Here is a 24,984-nt window from a genome sequence, read left to right on the forward strand (position 1 = left end):
CTTGAGATTATTCCTGAATCAGGCCGCGAGCGTGGGCGAAGGCCTGCTCCGAGATCGCACCCCAGCGAATACCGCCCTTGCGTGCTGTCTCGAAACTTTCATAGACGCGGGCGGTGATGGCATCGGATTTGGCTGCATCAGCCAGAACGATGGCGGAAATCCGGCCGAGTTCCCGAAGGATGTCATCACTGAAGCGTTTCAGTTTAACGCCGTGATCATTGATCAGGGTTTCAAGCGCGCGCGCGTTGCCGGCTGTGAACTCGGCATACATGATGTCGTTTTCGGCAGCGGACGCAGCGCGGATGATTTCCTGTTCGTGCGGTGTCATGTCGTCCCACAGGTCCTTGTTGAGGCCCAGCGACAGCGTCGTGCCGGGTTCATGGATGCCTGGGTAGTAGTAATTCTTCACAATGGAATGAAAACCGAAGGCCAGGTCGTTCCAGGGGCCGATCCATTCCGTGGCGTCAATGTTGCCCTGGCTCAGCGCCTGGAAAATCTCACCACCCTGTTTGGTTACCGGCGCGGCACCCACGCGCTTGAGCACTTCACCGCCCAGGCCCGGCATACGGATCCTGAGGCCCTGGAAATCTTCAAGGCTGTTGATGTCTTTCTTGAACCAGCCGCCCATCTGAACGCCGGTGTTGCCGGCCATGAACGGCTTGATGCCGAAGCCGCCGGACAGCTCGTCCCACAGTTCCTGACCACCTTCAAAGCGGATCCAGGCATTCATTTCAGACGCTGTCATGCCCATGGGCACAGCGGCGAAGAAGTTGAAGGCCGGGGATTTGCCCTGCCAGTAATATTCGGCGGCGTGATACATATCGGCCTTGCCCTGGCTGACGGCGTCGAAACCGCCCAGCGCGCCGACAAGCTCACCTGCCGCATAAACCTTCACCTTGATGTTGCCGTCCGAGAGCAGCTCAATGCGTTTGGCCAGACGCTCAGCGCCGGTGCCAAGGCCGGGGAAGTTCTTGGGCCAACTGGTAACCATTTTCAGTTGCCGCTGTTTGGTAACAACGGCGGGGGCGCCCGCGCTGTCCGATTTCTGGCTGTTGTCGCAGGCGGCTACCACAGCTGCCGCGCCAACGAGGCCTGCGCCGCGCAGGATGTTCCTGCGGCTCATGGCTTTTGTTTTGGAAGTCGAAGCCTTGTTCTTTGACGGGCCTTTTGCTGGCTGCTTTTTGGCATCGAAACGCACGTGTAACTCCCCTTACATTGATCTGCGCCACCCTCCCGGTGAGTCGCCGGGGCTCAGTATAGTGCGCCAGCCATGCAGAGCAAGCCCAGTTGGATGTCAAATCATTGGGAAGTCAGGGAAAAGCGGCTTATTTTCCAAGCTCGTCTTCAGTGAGCTCATACCAGCCGTTCTGGCCCAGCCGCTCAAGTGGGCGGAAGCGGCCCTTGTAGCTCATCTTCGGGCTGCTTTTCACCCAGTAACCCAAATAGACATGAGGGTGATTCGCAGCCTTCGCCTTGCCAATATGATCAAGGATCAGGTGTGTGCCCAGGCTGCGGTGGGGCTCTGATGTGTCGAAGAAGCTGTAGATCATCGAATAGCCGTCCGAAAGCTCATCGGTCAGGGCAACAGCCATCAGCTTGCTGTCGATGGCGCGGCGGTATTCCACGAGGATTGTCGGTACGGGGCTTGTTTCCACCATGTCGCAATATTCGTCGGCTGTCATGTCGGCCATGGTGCCATCGGCATGGCGGGTGTTCAGGTAGGCCTGCAATAGTTCATATTGCTCGTCGGTTACCTGTGGTGGGCATACTTCGGACTTTAGGTCGGCGTTCGCGCGCGCAACCCGGCGGTGGGAGCGTGACAGGCGGAAATCCTGGGCCCGAACGCGCACGGAAACACATTCAGAACAACCTTCGCAGGCAGGGCGATAGACAACAGATTGGCTACGGCGGAATCCAACCCGCCCCAGCGCTTCATTCAGCGCCGCTGCGTCTGGTCCTCTAAGTTCAGTAAAAACTTTACGTTCTGTCTTGCCGTCGAGATACGGGCAAGGCGAGGGCGCCGTTACATAAAACTTAGGAAATTGAAGCCCTTGATCGGTCATCGGGCCATGACCTCCTTTCTACAGGAGATCATAATACCACGGAACAAACAGCGTAAAGGTTAACCAGACGACAAAAATTAGCGGTGTCCCCACTCGCATGAAGTCGACAAACCGGTAATGACCAGGCGCCATCACAAGAAGGTTGGTCTGATAGCTCATGGGCGTTGCGAAGCTGCAGTTTGCACCGAAGATCACTGCCAACAGGAACGGCATGGGCGGCACGCCCAGCTCATGGGCTACGGAAACCGCAATGGGAGTAAAAAGCACCGCTGTTGCGTTGTTTGACAGCACGTTTGTCAGGACTGCAACAAGCAGGAAGAAGCCGGACAGGATGACCCAAACTGGTGCACCCATCAGGGCTTCTATCATGCTATGCGCCAGCCATGACGCACCGCCTGTAGCCTGCATGGCTGTACCAAGGGCAAGGGCGGCGCCCACAATAGTGAACACGCGCCGGTCGATGGCCCGTGCTGCCTGCCGCACGTTAAGGCAGCGGGTTACCATCATCAGGGTTGCGCCCAGGAGGGCCGCGACAACAATCGGGAATATTTCAAGTGCGGCTGTTGCAACGACACCGGCAAAGATGGCCAGCGCGCGCCAGGCAAATTCCTGCATGGGCACATCGCTGGCCGAGCTTTCCATTAGCATCACATCGCGGTTGTCGCGGAGCGCCAGCACATTTGTGCGGCTGCCCATGATCAGAAGCACATCGCCTGCTTCAAGGCGAAGGGCAGACAGGGCGGCGCGGATCATACGGCTGCGGCGCTGTACCCCAAGCACAGAACAGCCGGTTTCTGCGCGGAAACCTGTTTGCGCGAGTGTACGGCCATCCATCCGGGAGGCAGGCGCAATGACAGCCTCGGCGATGACGCGGCGTTCGCCAGCTTTATCGTCAACGTCCTCGCCCTCGGCCGACGATACCAGTTCGGGTGACGCATTCAGAAGTTCCGTCATGACCGAGCGCGTCGCGGCCACCAGCACGATATCGCCGGTCTGCAGCGTGATGTCGTCATAAGGCGGCAGCAGTTTTTCGGTACCGCGTTGGATCATCCGAACTGTGACTTCCTTAAGCCCCGGGAACATGCCTGCAATGGCGTTCTGGCCCACGAGTCCGTTGTCGGGTGTCAGTTCCATCTGGAAAAGGAACTGCTTGCCGCCGCCGCTTGCCATGCGTTTTGCCAGGCTTGCGCGGTCCACCAGCAGGCGGGGAGCAATCAGGATCACATAGAAGAAGCCAACAGCTGCCAGCACTGCGCCGGGGACTGTGAAGTCAAAGAAGCCAATGGTGTCGCCGCCAATTTGCTCATACGCCCCAATCGCAAGAAGGTTGGTCGAAGACCCGATCTTGGTCATGTTGCCACCAAGGATAGCCGCAAAGCTGAGCGGCATCATCACCATGGCGGACTTCTTGCCCATACGGTCCGCAAGTGCCGCAAGAATGGGGATGAAAATCACCACCACAGGCGTGTTGTTCATTACAGCAGAAATTACCATCACGATGATCAGGCAGGCCAGAATGACCAGAGCAGGATAATTCTTGCCCCACCGAACCATCAGGCGGGCAGGGCTATTGAGGGCCCCGGTCTGAACAAGTCCTTGGCCCGTGACAAGCAGGGCCATAATGGTGATCAGGGCTGGATCAGCGAAGCCCTGCAACAGATCTCGCGTCGTAATGAGTGAATTTCCGCTGGTGTCTACAAGCGGTAAGACCTCAAACACAAACAGCAGCATCGCGATGGTTGTGATGGAGGAAATCTCAAGCGGGATGCGGTCGTAGGCATAGGCCACGATTGCGCCAAGGACGATGGCAAATGTAAGCCACATCTGGATGGTTGGTTCAATTAATTCCATAAAAGTACCAGGTGCCTATGCTCAATTATTGTTGGATGCCCGACGGTGAGCAGCCCCCCCCTCAGAAAGGACAGAGTGTTACAGAGGAGCCCTATCGGGGACAAGTCAAAAGATGTGCAGCTGACTATATGTGCGAAGGGCTAGGGCCGCCGGGTCCTTATTCGGGTCCGGTCAGGTTTGGCGGCACGACGGGCGCTTCCCGAAGCACCAGGATAGTGATGCGGCGGTTTTCCGTGCGATTTGGTTGGTCCGGATACAAAGGATCGGTGCCTGCCTTGCCCACAACTTCATAGAAACGGTCTTGCGTCACGCCTGAATTATCCAGCACGCGGCGCGCGGAGTTAGCGCGGCTTGAGCTGAGCTCCCAATTTGTTTCGCCGTCTGGACCAACAAATGTGCCGCCATCAGTGTGGCCCTGGATGGTCACGCGGTTCGGCAGGGTTTGGATCGACTGGCCGATTTCAGCCAGCAGCTTGCGGGCGAAATCATAGAGCTCATCGGTTCCGCTTTTGAACATGGCACGACGGTCTTTATCCAGCAGTTGGATTTTCATCCCGTCTTCAGTGATCTCCATGATCAACTGATCCGACATATCCGCAAGATCAGGCGACTGTTGCATAGCCAGCCGCAGTTGTTCCTGCATCTGGGCGAAAGCAGCATCTTCCTGCGCTTGCAAATTCTTCACAGACCGGTCGTTGGGAAAGTTCGGATCACCACCACCCGCATCGGTCTGGCCACGTTTGTCACCGTCTGTCGGGCCGCTTTGTGGCGGGCCTGGAACGGTAATGGCCACGACAGGAGACGGGTTGTTGCCGATCTTGTCGCTGGACGGCGCGTTCACTGCGTCAGACCCAGTGCGCCCGGAAACCGCAGCCGTGGTTGGCGAGAAATAGTCCGCGAGGCCCGCCAGCGTTTCAGGGGGCGCCACATTGAGGAGCCAAAGCAGCATGAAGAAGGCCATCATAGCGGTCGTGAAGTCAGCATAGGCCACCTTCCACGCACCACCGTGGTGGCCGCCAGCCTGGACCTTTTTGATCTTCTTGATGATCGGCCTTACATTTTCTTCGTCTGCCACTCTTGTCTCCCGCCAGCACGTGGCTGCTTAAATTCGCCTCACACGATAGTGCGATCAAATCCTGCTGTTAAGGATAATCTGCAAGGTTAAGCATATGGTTAACGCGCAGGAACCAGTTTCAGGACGTGCCGGCTGTCTTTCGGAACCGCATCCTTGGTTTCAATTTTGAAATAAACGCCGTCCCGCCACAGGGGGAAAAGGTCATCATAATGATTCGATAGCGGATTGCCTGATTGCCCCGTCGGGTGTGCATAAAGTGACTTGTCGAGGTCAGACAAATCAAAGATGCCGCGATAGCTCGGCCCGAAGGTAGACTGGTTCTGGCTGCTGTCTGATTGGCTTACACCGGCGACATTGATGGTGTGGGTGCTGCCGCCAATAGGGGTGGTCAATTCAAAATGCTCCTTCAGGAACGGAACCTGGCTAAGGGGCCGGTGCGCCTGTACGAGGATGTGATCGTCACCCCAGCGCCAGTTTTTCCACTCCGGGCCATATTTTTCCGACAGGCCTTTTATTGTTGACCGCATTGCCTCCACAGCCAGGGAAAGGCAGGTCTCTTCGGTGGCGTCCGTTTGGATATTGTCGCACCACGCCATTGTGCTTTCTCGGTCCAGCGGTGGCTGTTCATAATAGGCCGGAGCTATTTTTGTGCGCTTGATGTCTGACCAGAACAGCGTGCTTTTGATCAGCCGGGTCCGCAGGCGCTTGAAGTCACCATACATATCGCCCAGATCATCCGCCATCAGCGCGGCCTGATAGTGCCTGAGCCAGTCATAGAAGATCAGCGGTTCGGGGCGGTCGGCAGCCATGGTGCCATCCCAAGCGGCTAATGCTTCTGCGACGTCCTTCAATTCGGGGTCGGTTCCGGTAGCCGCAGCCACAAGCGGCGCCAATTCCCGCGCCATATCGGATGTAATGTCCTGCTGGATAGCGGTGAAGCTTGCCAGATCGTGCTTTTCTGTTGCCTCAAGTAGGTGCCTGATTCGGTTGCCGCGATAGGGCTGGGCCCAGTCCCGCGTCATATAATAGGGATAGTCTTCGCCAACGATCTTTTCGTTTGCAGTGGCGATCAGGCCCCCTTCTGGATTGAAGTGGGTAGGTAGTTGATCATAGGGGATGAAGCCCTGCCAGTCATACCTCGCCAGCCATCCGGGTGATGGCAGACGGCCCATGATTTCATTCTCCGGGTGTCTGATGGGCACGAGGGCAGGCGCGTAATAGCCAATGTTGCCGCTGGTGTCGGCAAAGACCATATTCTGCTCTGGCCCGAAATAGAAGCGCCCGGCCGCCTTGAAGGCTTCAAAATTCTTGCTGTGTGCCAGCGCAAGCAACCCGCGCACGGCAGTGTCTTCTTTTTGAAGCGCCGTCCACTGAAGCGCCAGCACATAGCCATCGCGCTTGAATTCGGTGGGAGAGGACAGGGCATCGTCCATCACCGGGCCGTGGCGTGTCTCCCGCACTTTGAGAAGCACGTCCTCGCCGCCCTTCACCTTGATCAGCTCATTGCGGATTATGAAGGGAGCGGGGCCTTCCGGCGTCAGATATTCGTCCTCACCAACAAGCTTTTCGATGAAAAAGTCCTGCACGTCAGGGGCCGTGTTGGTGAAGCCCCAGGCGATCTTATCATTCCGCCCGAGGATGATGGACGGCGACCCTGGGAAGCCCACACCCACGAGGTTGGCGCCGGTGGTATTGTTATGTAGCCGAAGCAGGTACCAGATACTGGGCGTTGTCAGCCCCAGATGGGGATCATTAGCGAGGAGCGGTTTGCCGCTTTTGGTGCGCTCGCCGCTGATCACCCAGTTGTTGGAGCCGATACCTTCTGGCAGTTCGCCGCCGATCATGGCGATGGTTCTTTCAAGCGGCAAGGCGGCGTATATGGCGTCCATATCGGGGAAGGGCGGTTCCATGTCGCCTGGATAAGTTGGATAGATGGTGTGTAGCTGGTCGGCCGACAGGGTGGTCAGCAGGCGTGCGCGGGCCAGTTCCTGCCGCATGTTGCCTGACAGGCTGAGCCACATCATTTTCTGCCATACGAGTGTGTCAATCGGGCTCCAGGGCTCAGGCTTCGTCCCAACCAGCAGGAATTCGGGCGGCAAGGTGCCTTTGTGGGATTTGAGGTAGGCATTGACGCCGTCGGCGTAAGTCTGAAGGGCAGTGCGGGTGTCTTCGTCCAGGGTTTCCCAGGCAGACGCCGCGCGGTCTGCGAAGCCAAGCGTGCGGAAATATCTGTCGATGCTCAACGTATCGGGGCCGAGCATTTCGGACAAGCGCCCGAGGCCAGCACGGCGGCTCATTTCCATCTGCCAGAGGCGGTCTTGCGCGTGGACATAGCCGGTCGCGAAAAACAAGTCGCTTTCGCTGTCGGCAGAGATATGCGGTACACCGTGCGTGTCGCGGGCGATAGTGATCGGTGCGCGGGGACCCTCAAGGATAACGGTGCCATCAAGGGCTGGCAGGCTGCTCCTGACCCAGCCAATTCCAATCACAAGCAATAGCACCACAATTCCTGCGATTGCAGTCAACCAGACCTTAATACTGTTCATTTTACATCCCCATCCGTCTTAATATTGGACACCTGCCTGTTCCCACCCTAAACAGAGTCCACAATCTTCACTAACCATGTTGGACTGATGAGTCCAGTTTCGGAGGCGCGTATGGCAAATGTAGCATTCATCGGACTTGGCGTGATGGGGTATCCCATGGCCGGACACCTCGCGAAAGCCGGACACAATGTGACGGTCTACAACCGGACGGGTGCCAAGGCGGAGCAGTGGGTTGAAGACTATGCCAACACCGAGGGTGTAGAGCTGTTCGCGGCACCAACGCCCGCGGGCGCTGCAGCAGACGCAGATATCGTGTTTGCCTGTGTGGGCGCCGATAAAGACGTTGCTGAAATCTGTGTGGGGGAAGAAGGGGCCTTTGGCGCCATGAAGACGGGCGCGGTCTTTGTTGATCACACGACGGCATCGGCCGAATGCGCGCGCGCTATGGCTGCCGCGGCAAAAGAGGCAGGTGTTGGCTTTGTTGACGCGCCGGTTTCCGGCGGTGAAGCTGGCGCGGTCAATGGTGTCCTAACGGTGATGTGCGGCGGTGATACCGCGTCATTTGAAACGGCTGAGCCTGTCATGCAGGCCTATGCGAAATCAGTGAAGCTTCTGGGCGAAGCTGGGTCCGGCCAGTTGGCTAAGATGGTCAACCAGATTTGTATTGCCGGTGTTGTGCAGGGGCTTTCTGAAGCACTGCATTTTGCCATGGAAGCCGGGCTTGATGCCAAGGCGGTGGTCGATGTGATCTCCAAAGGCGCTGCCCAAAGCTGGCAAATGGAAAACCGGGCATCGACCATGATTGACGGCGAATTCGATTTCGGCTTCGCAGTGGACTGGATGCGCAAGGATCTGGGCATTGTTCTTGGTGAAGCCAACGGGATGGGGGTATCGCTGCCGCTCACGGCGCTGGTGGACCAATTCTATTGTGATGTTCAGAAAATGGGCGGCAACCGGCAGGATACGTCAAGCCTGATCCGACGGTTCCGCGGGTAGGTAGCGGCAGCACAGCCTACCCATGCACCGCTTTCACTTCTTCGGCGATCAGCCGGACGCCCTCGCGCACCGTGGCTTCGTCCTGGGCATAGGAAACGCGCAGGCATTCGTGCTTGTGTGCCCAGTCGTCCTCAATGCCGATGAAGAAGTTTTGGCCCGGTACGACCAATACACCACGTTTCTTGAGACGTTCATACAGGTCCTGGCAGCTGATGGGCAGGCCCTCGATCCATAACCACAGGAAAATGGCTCCCTCGGGTTGGTGGATACGGAACGGCAGGCCCTCAAGTGCTTCCTGGAACCATTTGACAGTTTGTCGGGCGCGCTCTTTGTAAAACGGCTGGATATGCTGCTGGCACATCATATCCATCTGGTTTCCTGCAAATATTTCCTTGCCCAGTGCCGGGCCAACGGTGCTACTGGCCAGATTGACGATGGTGTTGATGTTCACATAGGCTTCAACGACTTCCTCGCTGGCGATCAGGATGCCAGTGCGAATACCGGGCAGTCCCAGTTTCGACAGACTGAGCACCAGGATGGTGTTGTCGTTCCAGTGTGGGGTGGCGTCATTGAAAATGATGCCGGGGAAGGGCAGGCCGTAGGCACCGTCAATGATGAAAGGAATGTCGCGGTCGCGCGCGATGGCGTCGATTGCCAGGATTTCCTCATCTGTCAGCACGTTACCGGTAGGGTTAGTGGGGCGCGAAACACACACTGCAGCAGTGTTGCCGTCCACTGCCAGGCCTTCAAGATCCACATGATATTTGAACATATTGTCAGGCAGGCGCTCGATGGTCGGCTTGGTGGCCGTGAAGGTGATTTCACTGAGGCCGGCATCTTTATACCCGATATACTCGGGCGACAGTGGGAGGTGGATCTTGCGCGAGCTGCCGTCAGCCATCTCACCAGCAAACATATTATACAGCGAAAAGAAAGCCGCCTGGCTGCCGTTTGAGACGGCGATGTTGCGGCTCGTGATCTTCCAGCCAAACTTGTTTGCCAGATAGGAGGCCAGCAGGTCACAGAATTCCTTGTTGCCTTGTGGCGACTGGTAGATGCCGAGCATGGAATGGCGCTTTTCAGGGTCGTTCGCGATGGCCTTCAACTTTTCTGCAAACATGTCTTCAACGGCCGGAATGCGGGCAGGGTTGCCGCCGCCCATGAAAATCATGTTCGGGTTTTCATTCAGCGCACTGCCCAGATCATCCATCAGGGAGACGATGCCGGACCGGCCGGAAAATTTCTGTCCGAATTTGGAAAGCTTCACCAGGGAACTCCAATATTGCTGTTCTATATTCAACGTACCTCAATTTCCCTAAAGATTCCAATTCACTGCTTGTGCCACTTGAAACAAGAAACTCTAACTCCTATACTATAGGGGGTATAGTATAGGAGTTTGACATGATTGCTACCCCGGACAGGAAAGCCATGAAGGCGCGGCTTGCACGAATTGAAGGGCAGCTACGGGGCCTTCAGAAGATGATGGACGCGGAAGACGCGGACTGCATGAAAGTGGCGCAGCAGATGTCTGCGGCCCGGAAGGCGCTGGACAAGGCCGCGCACACGATGCTGGCCTGCATGGTGAAGGAGCATATGGCCGGCACCCTGCCGGACGGCGACGACATGGATATCGAGACATTGATTGGCAAATATGCCTAAGGAGTTTGTGACATGAGTGGTGTGAAGACAATTTCGGCTAAGGCCTTCAAGGAAGCCCATGAAGCGGGAAAGTGCAAAACGGTCATCGACGTGAGGACAGGGGCTGAATATGAAACCTGCCATGTTCAGGGCGCGCAGCTGTTCCCTCTGCAGGACCTCAAGCCCACGGAACTCTTGAAGGCTGCCGGTGGTGATGATGCGCCGCTTTACATGCTTTGCAAGGCTGGTGGGCGCGCGAAAAAGGCCGCAGAGGCCATCGCGCCGCATACCGAACGCGATGTGATCGTGGTTGAAGGCGGCACAGATGCGTGCGTGTCGAACGGCTTGCCTGTCAATACCGGCAAGGACGTTATGTCGCTGGAACGTCAGGTGCGGATTACCGCCGGCGCGCTGGTGGTGCTGGGGGTAGCGCTGTCGCTCATCGTCGCGCCGGGGTTCGTGTGGCTGTCGGCCTTCGTTGGCGCCGGCCTCATGTTTGCGGGCATCACCGACACCTGCGCCATGGGCATGATGCTGGCGCGCATGCCCTGGAATAAGGCGAAAAATGCCTGACCCGGACTGTGAGACGGGTTATTGTCGCTCTTGGCGGCGGTAAAAGCCGCTTTTTGCTTGACTTAGGGCGGGGTTTCCCATATTCCCCGCCCGTTAATGAATGGTTCTGGCAATAACGCTAAGAACCGCACGGGTACCAAAGTGCACTGGTTTTCGGACAGCACACCGCCCGTGGCGCTTATTTGAAAGGAGCGATTCGCATGTCCAAGCGTATCCAAGCGAAATATAAAATTGACCGCCGTATGGGCGAAAACATCTGGGGCCGTGCTAAATCCCCAGTGAATTCCCGTGAATACGGTCCAGGTCAACACGGTCAGCGCCGTAAAGGCAAACTGTCTGACTTCGGTATCCAACTGCGCGCCAAGCAGAAGCTCAAAGGCTACTACGGCAGCATCTCCGAGAAACAGTTCCGTCGCTACTATGACGAAGCTGTGCGTCGTCGCGGCGACACCGGTGAGCACCTGATCGGCATTCTCGAGTGCCGTCTGGACGCAATCGTTTACCGTGCGAAGTTCGTTCCGACCGTGTTCGCTGCACGTCAGTTTGTGAACCACGGCCACGTTCTCGTGAACGGCAAGCGCTGTAACATTCCTTCCCGCCTGCTGAAGGCTGGTGACGTTGTGGAAATTCGTGAGAAATCACGCAACATCCCAATGGTTCTGGAAGCAGCACAAAGCCCAGAGCGTGACGTTCCTGAATATGTATCTGTTGATGGCCACAAAGCTACGTACGTTCGCATCCCAGCGCTCGACGAAGTGCCATACCCAGTGATCATGGAACCAAACCTGGTGGTGGAATTCTACTCCCGTTAATTTTTACGGGTCTGGACATTTCGGGAAGGCCGTCCGGCAGACGCTGGGCGGCCTTTTCTTTTGTTCGGTTGCTGCCCAGGGGTGGTGTAGCTGACGACGAAGCGCATGCATCTATAAGCGGTTGCCCTGCCCATTTAGCATGCGCTGCGACAGCTTGTGCCTTGGCGAGCGCGCGGTGATCGGCTACACAAGCTTCAGAAGTTTAGGGGACGACGTGTGGCACAATCACTTCAGGAAATATGGCAGCAAGCGCAGTACGCCCAGAAGCAGGGAGACCTGGAAAGGGCAGAAACACTGCACAAGCAAATCGTCGGGCGTAAGCCAGATGCCCTGGCGTCGTGGCAATTCCTGAGCGCCCGTGCCGCCAGTCGGGGCGATTTTGCTAAAAGCGCCCACGCAATCCGTAATTATCTGAAGGTTGATAATCTGTCTGCCGAGGGCTGGCGCTCCCTCGGGGTTGCGGAAATGCAGCAGGGCCGTTTTCAAGAGGCGGTGAAAGCGCTTAAGGAAGCACTCAAACTTCAGCCTGGTGCCCTTGCCAACCTGGTGTATTTGGGCGGCGCTGCACAGCAAGCCGGCCAGGATGACCTTGCCGCAGATTGCTTGTCCCTTGCACTTCAGGGAATGCCAGTTGCTGATATCCTTTCGGGCAATGGCAAGGCAGAGCCTATGCTCCGAGCGATTCTGACGAAAGCACCAGCGTTCCTGGAAGGCTATGTTGCCGACCTTGTGTTCGGTGACATTGCGCACGACGGGGCACTTGAGGGCGCACGCTGGCGCTTTCATGAAACAGGGGAGCCCGTTTGGAATGACCCAATGCAGCGACCAGAGCGCTTCTTCTTGCCTGCTCTGCCGCCGCAAGCTTGGTTTGATGGTGCGGATCTTCCATGGGCAAAAGCCATCGAAGATGCCTACGAAGATATCCGTGCAGAGGTTCAGGCAGCGCTCTCTCTCGATGACGCTACGCCCTATATCGCGGCCCATATGGCCGAGGCCGAACACTGGAAAGAGTTTGCAGGGAATATGGATTGGAGCGCCATCCATCTTTATAACGGTGGCACGCCTAATGATCGGGTTCTGGAAAAGTTCCCAAAGACCATGGCGGCGCTTGAACCGCTGCCGCTATGCCGCACAGGGGACCGGCCGGTCGAAGTATTCTTCAGCCTACTGCAGCCAGGCATGCACATTGTGCCGCACTTTGGTACTTCGAACGCCCGGCTGACGGTACACCTGCCGATCATTGTACCCGAGGGCAGTGCCTGTGCCCTAAGAGCAGGGGACGAGACGCGGGTGATGGAGGCAGGAAAGCTGATGGCCTTTGATGACACCTTCGAGCATGAGGCCTGGAACAGGTCAGATGGTTTGCGGGTCAATCTGATTTTCGAGGTCTGGAACCCGGCCCTGACTGAAGAAGAGCAGCAGGAAACAGCTGCCATTATGGACCGCTATGACAAATGGTTCTCCGGCCGTGGACGGCGGATGGATTTTCTGGGTACAACCTTTGCCCAGGCGGCCCAGGCCGAGAAACTCTTCCAGGCGGCGGAGCAGGGTTTGCGGGCCGGTGATGGTCAAGCCTTGGGCTCGATGAAGCAGGTTCTGGCGCTGAGCCCGAAGCATAAAAAGGCGCTTCGGTACCTGGCGGACAACGCGTTCGATAGGGGGCAGGAGTCGGAAGGGCTAGAGTATTTGAGGAGGTTGGCAGCTGAAGCGCCGACCCACGCACCAACGCAGTATAGGCTAGCGGTTGTGGAAGAGCAGATCGGCATGCCCGAGCGCGCTCGGGATGCTTATGCGCGTTGCATCAAGGCGGCTCCAGGCAACATGCTGTCTTATTTATACGCAGGGTATTTCTTTGAGGCTCAAGGCGACAGTGAGGCAGCAGCACAGGTTTATTCCCTTGGCGCCGAAATTGATGCCCGCATGACAACGCTCCACGGCAGCCCGGATGCCGAGCCGGAGACAGCCCGCCGTTCCAAGGCAGCATTTGACAGCATCGCCACAAAAATGTTGGGCTTGCATGCAGGTGCAACGAAAGGGGTGCCGCGCATTGAAGAAGCTAAATGGGTTCAACACCTTGAAGGATTTTCAGGATATCGCGAGGCGGACCAGAAGCCCCATGAATTCTATATTCCCGGAATCCGGCCGCTTCGCTACCTAACCCGTGGTGACATGCTCTGGGCTGATGCGGTTGAGGCGGCATTTGACGACATCAGGGCCGAGCTTCTGGCGGCGCTACCGCATGCAGATGAAGCAGGCAGGCCATATCTTGACGCGGGCCAGCAACTGGGGCCCGAATTTGACCCGATCAACGGCACCATGAATTGGACCGCGCTTGACCTTTACCGTGATGGCAAGCCCAATGAAGCGCTCTTGAAGTCCTTCCCGAAGACATTGGCGGCACTTGGTGCTGCACCATTGGTGTGTGTGGGGGATGAACCGTTCGAAGTGTTCTTCTCACTCCTGAAGCCCCATCAACATATCCCGCCCCATTTTGGTCTTTCCAATCACGGAATTACCGTGCATCTACCACTGATTGTTCCCAAAGATTGTCAGATACGCGTCGGACAGGAGTGGAGGCCATGGGTCGAGGGCGAACTGATTGCTTTCGATGATAGCTTTGATCATGAAGCAAGGAATGACAGCGATGACCTGCGCGTTGTTTTGATTTTTGAAGTTTGGCATCCGGACCTCACTGGTGATGAGGTTGAAGCGGTGCGGGCGAGTTTCAGAGCACGGGCCCAGTGGCTTCAGGCGCGCCGTTTGCCTGAAGTTCTCGAGGATGGAAAGGAATAATAATGCAATTGCGCAGCGTAAAGGACAGCGACCGGGATGGTTTGATCGCGCTGATTGGCGGAATCTTCAGCGAATATGAAGGTGTTCACCTGGAACCGGACGACTTGGACGCCGACCTCCAAGCCTACGCAACTTATATGGACAGTATTGACGGGGAAGGCTTTGTGGTTGATGGCGACGACGGCTCGTTGCTGGCCTGTGTCTCGTACGCCCCACTTGACGGCACACGCTTTCAGCTGAAGCGCATTTATCTTTCAAAAGACCTGCGTGGTTCCGGTATGGGGCTCAAGCTGTTGCATTTTGTTGAGGACAAGGCCCGTGCACGCGGCGCTTCTGAAATGGAATTGTGGTCAGACACTCGTTTCACCCGGGCACATCGCTTCTATGAACGCGAAGGGTATGTGAAGCAAGGCTACACGCGGGACCTGAATGACGTTTCGAATACCACCGAATATTGCTTCATCAAAAATCTTTAGTTGGTTGTGTGTTTTTCGCCTTGGTTGAATTTTTGATCTAAAATTACGACCTCATGCTCAGTTTTTGGGGGCTGGTTTTTTATTATCTGTTGATTAGTGAAAATTTAATTCATTTGGAGGAACTATAGAGACCTAAAGGCTGGACGGCTTGCATAGATTGTTTTGTGTGTGCAAGCGCCAAAAGGATCCATGTAGCCGGCGCTGCAAAATGGGGGATGCCAGCCAGACGACCTTGCTTTGATTGCCCTGCATTCGAAAGAGGTCTTTATATGTTGCACCTGAATGGTCTGCGAATTGCCACGCGGCTGCCCTTGGTTGTCGTACTCATCGTAATTCTTACGTCCGCTGCTGTTTCTATTTTCGCATTTTACCAAGCTGGCTCTGAAGTGGAGGCCGGGGTCAAAAGCCGCCTTGAGGCAGTTCTAGCGTCTCGCAAGTCTGAGCTGGGAGGCTACCTGTCCTCGATTCAGGAGGACTTGCATCTGGTGGCAGAGAATGCAAACACCCGAACGGCTTTGGCTTCCTTCAGTGCTGCGTGGTCAGAGGTTGAAGGCAATCCAAAAGATACCCTTCAACGTCAGTATATCACCGATAATCCCCACCCAACCGGCGAAAAAGACAAACTCTATGATGCAGGTGATGGTTCGGCCTATAACGCGGCACATGTCCAGTTCCATCCATGGTTCCACAGTCTCCAGCAACGGCGAGGCTATTATGATGTATTTCTGTTCGACCTGGGTGGAAATCTTGTTTACTCGGTTTTCAAGGAGCTGGACTATGCCACCAACATGTATAGCGGTGAGTGGCGAGATACGGATCTGGCCAATGCTTTCAAGGCGGCGCTGAAGGAAGGCGTCGGCGGTAGTGACAGCTTCTTTGATTTTGAACCCTATGCACCCAGCCACGGTGCAGCAGCCAGCTTTATTTCACAGGCCATACCTGCAGAGGACGGCTCCACGGCAGGGGTGCTGGTGTTCCAGATGCCCATCGATCGCATCAATAATATCATGCAAAAGAACGATGGCATGGGAGAAAGCGGTGAAACCTATATTGTAGGTTCTGACCGCTTGATGCGGTCTGATTCTCGTTTTTCCGAAGAAAGCACGATTTTGAAGACCCGCGTGACGGGACAGACAGTGGATGCTGGGCTGCGCGGCAAACAGGGCATTGAGATTGTGGAAGACTATCGTGGCATCGACGTGGTCTCGGCCTATGTGCCGTTTGAGTTCCTTGGCGCCAAATGGGTCCTTTTGGGCGAGATTGATGTTGCCGAGATGGAAGAACCTGTTGTCGGGATCGGCTGGATGATGATGACGATTGCTACCGCTGCGGCATTGGTGATGGCGGTTGGCGGTTTCTTCTTCGCCCGGACCATCACCGTTCCGATTCATAAAATGGTTGGTGTCATGGGCAAGCTGGCCGAAGGGAATTCCGATGTTGACGTACCCTATCAGGACCTGAATGACGAAATCGGCGAAATGGCCACTACCGTGCAAGTTTTCAAGGAAAATCTGGTTGAACGCAGGCGCTTGCGTGACGAGGCCCGCCAGGAAGAGGCTGCGAAAGCCGAAAGGGAGGCCGCGAGGGAACGTGAGGCAGCCGAACGCCGCGAAGCGGAGATCGCTCGTGAACGCGAAGAGGCTGAGGCTAAAGAAGCCATGGCCAAGCAGATGACTGATCTGATCCTCGGCTTCGATCAACAGACTGCTGAATTGCTGGAGACAGTTTCTTCCGCCGCTACTGAGCTGGAAAGTACAGCCCGGTCCATGAGTGGCACGGCACAACACACCAACGAGCTGACGGCCACGGTGGCCTCCGCGGCGGAAGAAGCCACAGTCAACGTTCAGACGGTGGCCAGCGCGACGGAGGAATTGAGCGTTTCCATCAGTGAAATCGGGCAACAGATCAGCCGATCAACGGAGGCCAATACTTCGGCCGCGAAGAAGGCGGAAGAGGCAGGCGCGGTCATGAATGAATTGGAGGCCGCTTCGTCAGCTATTACAGAGGTTGTTCAGTTGATCAACGATATCGCCGAACAGACGAACCTGCTTGCGCTCAATGCTACCATTGAGGCAGCTCGGGCAGGGGATGCCGGCAAGGGCTTTGCCGTTGTGGCATCAGAGGTGAAATCTCTCGCGGGGCAGACAGCGAAGGCGACGGACCAGATCGAGCAACAGATTCGCTCGGTTCAGGAAAAAACATCGGTGGCCACGGTATCTATGTCCGACATCCGAAAGGCGGTTCAGGAAACCCTGGAGCTCGCCAGCGCGGTAGCTGCATCGGTCGAACAACAGCGTGCTGCAACGGATGAGATCGCCCGCAATATTCAGGAAGCCGCCAGTGGCACGCAGGAGGTGAACCAGAACATCACCAGCGTGGCGCAGGGGGCTTCGGAAACCATGACAGCATCGGGGCAGGTGCTGGACGCTTCTGGTGAAGTTTCGTCCGTGTCCAACACTCTCAAGCAGTCAGTAGAGCAGTTCCTGAGTAGCGTCCGCAGCGTGATGACCCGCTGAGGACGGTGGGGCAACGGGGCCCCGCAATGATCGTGTCAATGACGGCACTGAGGAAGGAAAAACCTATGCCTATGAGAAGAAACGCCAAGAGGAATGTGACTGCTGCAGCACGCATGGCGCATGGATATTTGTTGCTGACTGCAGGCGGTGTTGTTGTGCTGGCTTTTGCCGCGCCTCAAGCGAAAGCCGATGATGGCGCCGGCTTCAGCCTGTCTGCCAACGCGGCGATCGTCAGTGAATATCGCTTCCGGGGGCTCAGTCTTTCTGATCACGACCCTGCCATCCAGGGTGGTTTCGATGTCACGCACGATAGCGGTTTCTACATAGGTACCTGGGGTAGCTCCATCGAGTCATACGAAGGCTCTGAGTTCGAGCTGGACATCTATGCCGGCTATGCCTCTGAGATTGGCGGCCTGTCTACTGATATTGGCGTGCTGGCCTATACTTACCCAGGGTCGTCAGGCACCCACTATATCGAGCTATATGGCTCCGTAGGGGGAACGGTTCAGGACACGGTGGACTGGACGCTGGGTGCCGCCTATGTATGGGATCAGGATAATGTCGGGGGCACCGACAACATCTACCTGTATCTGGATGGCAGCATGCCACTCGGTGAAACACCATTGTCGCTTGCAGGACACCTGGCGTATGAGGACGGCGCCTTTGGTGACGACAAGTGGGACTGGAGTCTGGGTGTGGCCTATGCTTTCGAGCAATTCGAGTTCAGCGTGTCCTATGTTGACACTAATGTCTCCGGGATTGGCAAAGGCGCCATCGTCGCAGGGCTAAGCGCCAGTTTCTAGGGCTGGCGCCCAGCGGGGTGTCTTTTGGTGGCAATTCTTACCAATCTGCTCTTGATCGGGTCGCCCAAGAGGCGTACACCGGGGGCCTACACACCTGTGTTCCGAGGGGAGCCCCGCTGCCAATAAGGGCGTGAAGGGCTGAGAGTCTGCAAGCAGCGATCACGAGTGGTTTCACAAGCGATCTGACCGCATAACAGTGACCCTTAGAACCTGATCTGGCTAACACCAGCGAAGGAACGGAGCTTATTATGCCTGATACAGCCAATACCGATTTCAAAATCACCACCGGTCCGATCTCCGGCTCGAAGAAAGTCTATGTACGGAGCGAGAACGACCCGAGCGTGCGCGTGCCCATGCGGGAAATCCACCTGCATCCAACCGCCAACGAAGTGCCGGTGCGCGTTTACGACACGTCTGGGCCATACACCGATCCGACCGCGGAGATCGACATCTACAAGGGCCTGCCTGAGCTGCGCAAGGAGTGGATTCTGGCGCGCGGTGACGTGGAAGAATATGAAGGCCGCGACATCAAGCCGGAAGACAACGGCAATGTGGAAGACAAATATCTCGCGCCTGAATTCCCGGTCAAGAAGCGCCCCCTCAAGGCCAAGGAAGGCATGAATGTCACCCAGATGCACTATGCCCGCAAAGGCATCGTGACGCCTGAGATGGAGTTCGTCGCAGTCCGCGAAAACCTGGGCCGCAAAATCCAGGCCGAGAAGCTTGAGCGCTCGGGCGAAAGCTTCGGCGCGGAAATCCCGGATTATATCACTGGCGAATTCGTTCGCTCAGAGATCGCGCGCGGCCGTGCGGTTCTGGTGAACAACGTCAACCACCCGGAAAGCGAGCCACAGATTATCGGCCGGAACTTCCTGGTGAAGATCAACGCTAACATCGGTAACTCGGCTGTCAGCTCTTCCATCGCGGAAGAAGTGGACAAGATGGTCTGGGCCACACGCTGGGGCGCGGACACGGTGATGGACCTCTCCACCGGCCGCAACATCCACAACACCCGCGAATGGATCATTAGGAACTCGCCTGTGCCCATCGGCACCGTGCCAATCTATCAGGCGCTTGAGAAGGTGGACGGCATCGCCGAAGACCTGACGTGGGAGATTTACCGCGATACATTGATTGAGCAGTGCGAGCAGGGCGTTGACTATTTCACCATCCACGCCGGCGTGCGCCTGCCGTTCATCCACCTGACGGCCAAGCGCGTCACCGGCATCGTGTCCCGCGGCGGCTCGATCATGGCCAAATGGTGCCTGGCGCACCATAAGGAAAGCTTCCTCTACACCCATTTCGAGGATATCTGTAAAATCCTGAAGCAGTATGACGTGGCCTTCAGCCTTGGCGACGGCCTGCGTCCCGGTTCCATCGCGGATGCCAACGACGAAGCCCAGTTCGCGGAATTGCGCACGCTCGGGGAACTGACCAAAATCGCGTGGGAGCATGACGTGCAGGTCTTCATCGAAGGGCCAGGCCACGTGCCGATGCACAAGATCAAGGAAAACATGGAAGAGCAGCTGAAGCACTGCCATGAAGCACCTTTCTATACGCTTGGGCCGCTGACGACCGATATCGCGCCGGGCTATGACCATATCACGTCGGCCATCGGTGCGGCGCAGATCGGCTGGTACGGCACGGCGATGCTGTGCTACGTGACGCCCAAGGAACACCTTGGCCTGCCGGACCGCGATGACGTGAAGGAAGGCGTGATCACCTACAAGCTGGCGGCCCACGCGGCAGACCTGGCCAAGGGCCACCCGGCCAGCCAGATCCGTGACGACGCGCTTTCCCGCGCACGGTTCGAGTTCCGCTGGGAAGATCAGTTCAACCTGTCGCTCGACCCTGACCGGGCCCGCGATTTCCACGACCAGACCTTGCCGAAGGAAGCCCACAAGGTGGCGCATTTCTGCTCCATGTGCGGGCCGAAATTCTGTTCGATGAAAATCACGCAGGATGTGCGCGACTATGCCGCCAAGAAGGAAGAGGCCGAGACAGGCATGAAGCAGATGTCGGAAGAATTCGCCAAGCGCGGGGCCGACCTCTATCTGCCCGCCGACGAGGTTGAAGCGGCGGAATAAGCCGTACTTGGTGTGTCGTTGAGAATCTGTTGAAGACCGGAGCGTCTGCTCCGGTCTCATTCTTTTTGGGGCTATCGTGAAGCAGTATAAACAACAAATTCTCAAACACCTGCAGGCGTCAGGGTGGGAGTTGACCAGAGTTGAAGGCAGTTCAGACTGGTGGTTCGAGGAAATTTGGTATCTTCAAAGTGTACTTGAAGCTTGGGGGCGGGAAATCACTCTGACATTTCTGGTCGACCCTTCTTCAGGGACGGCGGACGAGAAGAATCCCTTAATCGATGTGGTTCTGGCATCGACTTCCAAACCCCTGGATAGGTTGGACAACTCAGGCGAAATTGCGGGTCTGTCTATGAGCAAAGGCTTGTTCGAAGACAAGTTGAGGGCCTTCATTACAGCGCTTGAAGCTCACCGAAGACAGGCTCTCGACAGCCCTCAATAGATTAAGGTGGGTGATCCTCTGCCGATAACAGATTTGTGTCCCAAACTAACCCCAAGTTTTATGGCCGCGCATCACGCGCGCGGGTATGGTCCTCTCACGGAAACAAACCATTTTGGAACAATGAGAGGGGGACTTTCATGAAAGCTTTATTCAAAGCCGCGGCGGTGGCTGTATCACTGGGCGGCATGCTTGCGGGCGCTGCCACAGCAGAGCACCATGCCCATGACGCTTCAGCAAAGCTCGATGCCGTGCTCGAGGCCCAGCCCGATGCGATCAAGGCACGCTACCAATATCGTCACCCGAAACAGGCGCTTGAGTTCTTCGGCGTCAAGCCGGGTATGACAGTGGCCGATACGCTGCCGGGCGAATACTATAGCCGCATCCTTCTGCCGTACCTGGGCGACGATGGCGCGCTCATCGGCGTGCAATATTCGCTGGCGCACCGCGCGATCGACTGGAAGGGTGACGCCGAAAAATTGGCCAACCACAAGGGCTGGCCAGCCCGCTTCACCGCTGCGGCGGAACAATGGCGTAGCGGCAGCGAAGCCGATATCAGCGCCTACCTGTTTGGTGATTTCCCGGCCTCGATGGACGGCTCTGTCGATGTGTTCCTGATGGTCCGCGCTACCCACCACCTGCACAAGCATGAAGAAACCGGCGGCACGCTCTCAAGCGCGCTTGCAGACATCATGCGCCTTCTGAAGCCGGGCGGCACGCTTGGTATCATCCAGCACCGGGCGCCAGCGGGTAACAGCGATGAGTGGGCCAAGGGCTTCAACGGCTATGTCAAGCAGGATGCCGTGGTCAAGGCTGTTACGGCCGCTGGTTTCGAGCTGGTTGAAACATCAGAGATGAACGCCAATCCCAAGGACCAGCCAACAGAAAATGATTATGTTTGGCGCCTGCCACCATCGGGTGACGCAAAAGACATTGGCGAAAGCGACCGTATGACCCTCAAGTTCCGCAAGCCGGAATAGGGCCAGATAGATGAAAAGGCTTTTGATCGCGGCTTTATTTGGCCTTTGCGGTTTTGGGGCGGGCAGTGTTGCTGCATCTGACGCATCCACAAAGCTGGATCAGGTTCTGGCCGCGCAGCCAGACCATATGAAGGCGCGCTACAAGTATCGCCACCCCAAGGAAACGCTTGAATTTTTCGGTGTCAAACCGGGGATGAAAGTGGCCGATTTCCTTCCAGGACAGGAATGGTATGGCGGTATCTTGCTGCCGTACCTTGGGGAAAAGGGCACTTATGTGGGCGCGGACCTCAATATGGAATCCTGGCGGGATTACAGCCGCTTTGCTGACGACCCGGACAAATATATTGCTGACCAGGAGACCTGGGTTGGCCGCTTCCGCGAACGGGCGGAAGGCTGGCGCAGCGCAGGGGACGCAAAGGTCGATGCCTTCCGCATGGATGATGTCCCGGCGCGCATTGAGGGCCAGTTGGACGCTGTTCTGGCGATCCGGACGCTGCATCTGGCAACCCGTGTGGACGGCCATTTGCAGCGGGCACTCACCGGCATTTTCAAGGCGTTGAAGCCGGGCGGCGTTTTCGGGGTTGTGCAACACCGGGCACCTGAAGATGCCTCGGATGAATGGGCGCGGGGCTATAATGGCTATGTAAAGCAGTCTGCCCTGATCCGTGAGATCGAGGCCGCAGGCTTTGTTCTCAAGGCCACAAGCGAGGTGAACGCCAACCCGAAGGACCAGCCCACGGAAGGGGACCAGGTCTGGCGCTTGCCGCCCTCCAACAGGTCTGGCGAGAATGATCATATTGGCGAAAGCGACCGTATGACGCTCAAGTTCCGCAAGCCGGAATAGGGAGCGCGCTCTTCGCCATTCGCCGACCTGATCGGCGAATCCATAATGGCGGAAATCATAGACTCACCGGTCAATCCGGTGAGTGACGAACAGACTTAGGCGGTCCTTATGACCTACCTTATTGTGTCAAACAACTAAAACTTGCCAAAGCCCTTGGTGTGAATTGATCACTACAATCAATAATTGTTGTAGGGCGGCTAATTTGAGGTAATCTGAGGGCGCTGTCATTGCTCAAAATTATCAGGGTTTAAAAATATGCATCTCGTTACACAATCTTACTTCGACACCTTTTGTCAGGATTTTGGTGCTTCTTTTGAGGTTACAAAAAATTTTGAAGCTTTCGTAAATTACTGCGTATTTTCAAAGTATTCAGCTGACCGTGTAGAAGTTACTGACCTTGTGTATGAAGGGGCAGACCCTGGAATTGATGGCGCTATGCTGTTCTTAGATGATCGGGCTGTATTTTCCAAGGAGGAGCTAGCGGGGATATTCGACAATAGTCGTAGAGAGTATCAAGTTTCCATTGTTTTAACACAAGCAAAGACATCTACAAGCTGGTCTAAGCTGGAAGTCGATTCATTTGTTGCTGCAATTACGGACTTGTTGTCTGAAGTCCCTGCGCAACCTCTTTCTCAATATCTTCGAGACTTTAGGGAGATGTTTCAGTTACTTTATAAGAACATTGGGCGCATTAAGAATGGACTGCCAAATATTCATGCATACTTCCTTTCGGGAGCGGCTGACACGGATGCTACCGAGATAAATGCTGCATTCTCTATCGGCGAAGCTGCGTTAACGAGATTGGGGTATTCGCATGAGACGAAATACGTTAAGGCACACCGTGACTACATTCACCAGTTATGGTTGAGTGCCGATGGGCCTGTGGAGGCACGATTGGCAACTGTAGGTTATGCCCCTTTTCCCACGGCCCCAGATATTAATAATGCGTATGTAGCAACGGTTTCGGCGAGAAACTTCATCGATACCGTTCTAAAAAATAGCGATGGAACCACTCGAAAGAAACTGTTTGAAGAAAATGTTAGGGACTTTCTTGGGGTTGATGCTGAGGTTAATTCAGAGATTTCCCAAACACTTCGGGAAGCGGAAAAAAAGTCCCGTTTCGGCATGATGAACAATGGTATTACGATTGTTGCGTCAAGTGTGCGTCCTGCGGGACAAGAGATTTTTGTAAGAGACTTCCAGATTGTGAATGGTTGCCAAACATCTAATGTTCTTATCGCTTTAGACGAAGAGGTAGATGACAGCGTTAGCCTGATGGTCAAACTTATTGAGGCTGATGAACCTGCTGTTATTGATGACATAGTTCGTGCAACTAACAGACAGTCCAAGGTTGAGGACGCGCAGTTTACTTCCACCCTAAATGTTCTTAGGGATTTAGAGCGCTTTTTCAATGCGCGGGGAGCTGAAGAATCAAATAGGCTCTATTTCGAAAGGAGAAAAGGCCAATACCGCGTTGAAAATGTTGCGCCAATGCGTATTTTTGACGTCCGCGAAACTGCTCGGTGTTATGCAGCTATTTCTATGATGCGTCCAGATCTAGCGAGCCGCTATCCCAATAGACTTACAGGTGAATTGTTAAACGACGTATTTAGGTCAGGGCATGCTGAGGAAGATTACTATACCGCATGCTATGCCCATTACAGATTGAAGGGGCTAGTTTCCAACAAGAAATTTGATGGGCGCTACTCAAAGCTTCGTTGGCACATTATGTGTGCTGCATCTAAATATTGTAAAGCAAAGTTCAAGGATCTCGGTTGTCAAAGCAAGAACGAAGCTCTGTATAACTTGTTTTCGTATTATGAGGGTGATTGGTTTGAAAAACTCGATACACTTGTACATCAGGCGATACCAGATCCTGATATTTCAAGAGACCTATTAAAATCTCAGCCTTTGACAGCTACAATCCTCAGCAATGTCGATGCACTTCTCTAACTATTGGGCTCGTTCAAACACAAGGATCACCTCATAGCAGTATATCCGGTCATTTTTTTCTTGGTTTCAAGTTGAACTCCCGGTTTCGGTCATTCGGCAATTGCGAAGTTCGTAGGGGCAACAGGTTAACCAATCCCGAACCAATTAGCGGCATCCATCCCGGAGGGGACTCACATCCATTCGCAATTTGTCTAAAAGTTTGCTATAAGCGCCGTGGGGACAATAAGGGGATACTATCGGGGGGATACATGCCTGATATTCAAACTGACAAGGAAGCCCGGCGCGCGCTTGACAAGCAAAAGGCCATGGCTGTGGGGCTCGGCTGTTCGCTGGGGGCTGGCGTAGGCTCGGCTCTCGGGGCTGCTTTCGGAAGCGTAATGAATGATATGGCCGTGGGGATGCCACTTGGGATTTCCATTGGTATGGGGCTTGGTGTGATGGGTGGGTCCATCTACGGCGTGATGCTTGAACGTCAGGCCCGTGCAGATCAAGGTGACGACTGAACGCGACCAATAAGCGCACCGATCCGCCTTTATCGCAGC

20 protein-coding genes and 1 riboswitch are annotated in these 24,984 nt (G+C 55.7%); of the genes, 14 read left to right on the plus strand and 6 right to left on the minus strand.

Annotation, left to right across the window (positions count from 1 at the left end; all coding sequences use genetic code 11):
* Positions 1–7 precede the first annotated feature (7 nt).
* The 5 genes from B3Z17_RS17010 to B3Z17_RS17030 all read right to left on the minus strand — a co-directional run bounded on the left by B3Z17_RS17010 (position 8) and on the right by B3Z17_RS17030 (position 7,535).
* The gene (locus B3Z17_RS17010; protein ID WP_349680339.1) at positions 8–1,123 is read right to left on the minus strand and encodes a TRAP transporter substrate-binding protein; all 1,116 of its coding nucleotides are present in this window, start codon (positions 1,121–1,123) and stop codon (positions 8–10) included.
* Positions 1,124–1,325: 202 nt separating this feature from the next.
* Positions 1,326–2,063: an arginyltransferase gene (locus B3Z17_RS17015; RefSeq protein ID WP_068306958.1), complete on the minus strand. Its 738-nt coding sequence runs from the start codon at positions 2,061–2,063 to the stop codon at positions 1,326–1,328.
* 18 nt (positions 2,064–2,081) lie between these two features.
* The gene (locus tag B3Z17_RS17020) at positions 2,082–3,914 is read right to left on the minus strand and encodes an SLC13 family permease (protein ID WP_068306957.1); all 1,833 of its coding nucleotides are present in this window, start codon (positions 3,912–3,914) and stop codon (positions 2,082–2,084) included.
* Between the two features lie 157 nt (positions 3,915–4,071).
* Complete coding sequence (locus B3Z17_RS17025; RefSeq protein ID WP_068306956.1) at positions 4,072–4,989, minus strand: flagellar motor protein MotB; 918 nt, start codon at positions 4,987–4,989, stop codon at positions 4,072–4,074.
* Between the two features lie 98 nt (positions 4,990–5,087).
* Positions 5,088–7,535, minus strand: coding sequence for a penicillin acylase family protein (locus tag B3Z17_RS17030; RefSeq protein ID WP_286830919.1), 2,448 nt, complete (start codon positions 7,533–7,535; stop codon positions 5,088–5,090).
* Between the two features lie 111 nt (positions 7,536–7,646).
* Between B3Z17_RS17030 and B3Z17_RS17035 the strand changes: the two genes are divergently transcribed.
* Positions 7,647–8,531 (plus strand): NAD(P)-dependent oxidoreductase, encoded by an 885-nt coding sequence (locus tag B3Z17_RS17035; protein ID WP_286830920.1) that lies wholly within the window; start codon positions 7,647–7,649, stop codon positions 8,529–8,531.
* Positions 8,532–8,547: 16 nt separating this feature from the next.
* On the opposite strand, the gene B3Z17_RS17040 is transcribed toward B3Z17_RS17035, so the two are convergent.
* Complete coding sequence (locus B3Z17_RS17040) at positions 8,548–9,798, minus strand: valine--pyruvate transaminase (RefSeq protein WP_286830921.1); 1,251 nt, start codon at positions 9,796–9,798, stop codon at positions 8,548–8,550.
* 134 nt (positions 9,799–9,932) lie between these two features.
* On the opposite strand from B3Z17_RS17040, the gene B3Z17_RS17045 reads away from it, so the two are divergent.
* The 13 genes from B3Z17_RS17045 to B3Z17_RS17105 all read left to right on the plus strand — a co-directional run bounded on the left by B3Z17_RS17045 (position 9,933) and on the right by B3Z17_RS17105 (position 24,945).
* Positions 9,933–10,190, plus strand: a complete 258-nt coding sequence (locus B3Z17_RS17045) for a metal-sensitive transcriptional regulator (protein ID WP_068306953.1) — start codon at positions 9,933–9,935, stop codon at positions 10,188–10,190.
* Positions 10,191–10,202: 12 nt separating this feature from the next.
* Positions 10,203–10,742: a rhodanese-like domain-containing protein gene (locus B3Z17_RS17050; RefSeq protein ID WP_286830922.1), complete on the plus strand. Its 540-nt coding sequence runs from the start codon at positions 10,203–10,205 to the stop codon at positions 10,740–10,742.
* A 200-nt stretch (positions 10,743–10,942) separates the two neighbouring features.
* Positions 10,943–11,554, plus strand: coding sequence for a 30S ribosomal protein S4 (gene rpsD / locus B3Z17_RS17055; protein ID WP_068306951.1), 612 nt, complete (start codon positions 10,943–10,945; stop codon positions 11,552–11,554).
* A 216-nt stretch (positions 11,555–11,770) separates the two neighbouring features.
* Positions 11,771–14,347, plus strand: a complete 2,577-nt coding sequence (locus B3Z17_RS17060) for an aspartyl/asparaginyl beta-hydroxylase domain-containing protein (RefSeq protein ID WP_286830923.1) — start codon at positions 11,771–11,773, stop codon at positions 14,345–14,347.
* Positions 14,348–14,349: 2 nt separating this feature from the next.
* A complete protein-coding gene (locus tag B3Z17_RS17065) occupies positions 14,350–14,823 on the plus strand; it encodes a GNAT family N-acetyltransferase (protein ID WP_286830924.1) in 474 nt (157 codons plus the stop codon).
* Positions 14,824–15,092: 269 nt separating this feature from the next.
* A complete protein-coding gene (locus tag B3Z17_RS17070; RefSeq protein WP_286830925.1) occupies positions 15,093–17,339 on the plus strand; it encodes a methyl-accepting chemotaxis protein in 2,247 nt (748 codons plus the stop codon).
* A 65-nt stretch (positions 17,340–17,404) separates the two neighbouring features.
* Complete coding sequence (locus B3Z17_RS17075) at positions 17,405–18,142, plus strand: TorF family putative porin (RefSeq protein WP_286830926.1); 738 nt, start codon at positions 17,405–17,407, stop codon at positions 18,140–18,142.
* Positions 18,143–18,236: 94 nt separating this feature from the next.
* Positions 18,237–18,396, plus strand: a riboswitch (TPP riboswitch).
* Positions 18,391–20,229, plus strand: coding sequence for a phosphomethylpyrimidine synthase ThiC (gene thiC / locus B3Z17_RS17080; protein WP_286830927.1), 1,839 nt, complete (start codon positions 18,391–18,393; stop codon positions 20,227–20,229). (Overlaps the previous riboswitch by 6 nt.)
* A 76-nt stretch (positions 20,230–20,305) precedes the next feature.
* Positions 20,306–20,668: a hypothetical protein gene (locus B3Z17_RS17085; protein ID WP_286830928.1), complete on the plus strand. Its 363-nt coding sequence runs from the start codon at positions 20,306–20,308 to the stop codon at positions 20,666–20,668.
* Positions 20,669–20,805: 137 nt separating this feature from the next.
* Positions 20,806–21,645: a class I SAM-dependent methyltransferase gene (locus B3Z17_RS17090; protein ID WP_286830929.1), complete on the plus strand. Its 840-nt coding sequence runs from the start codon at positions 20,806–20,808 to the stop codon at positions 21,643–21,645.
* 10 nt (positions 21,646–21,655) lie between these two features.
* Complete coding sequence (locus B3Z17_RS17095; protein ID WP_286830930.1) at positions 21,656–22,489, plus strand: class I SAM-dependent methyltransferase; 834 nt, start codon at positions 21,656–21,658, stop codon at positions 22,487–22,489.
* 255 nt (positions 22,490–22,744) lie between these two features.
* The gene (locus tag B3Z17_RS17100) at positions 22,745–24,442 is read left to right on the plus strand and encodes an AIPR family protein (RefSeq protein ID WP_286830931.1); all 1,698 of its coding nucleotides are present in this window, start codon (positions 22,745–22,747) and stop codon (positions 24,440–24,442) included.
* Positions 24,443–24,690: 248 nt separating this feature from the next.
* Positions 24,691–24,945, plus strand: coding sequence for a hypothetical protein (locus B3Z17_RS17105; RefSeq protein WP_068306941.1), 255 nt, complete (start codon positions 24,691–24,693; stop codon positions 24,943–24,945).
* The last annotated feature ends 39 nt before the right edge of the window (positions 24,946–24,984 follow it).

Origin of the sequence: Kordiimonas sp. UBA4487, from assembly GCF_002389025.1 — a bacterium.
GTDB classification, from domain to species: domain Bacteria; phylum Pseudomonadota; class Alphaproteobacteria; order Sphingomonadales; family Kordiimonadaceae; genus Kordiimonas; species Kordiimonas lacus.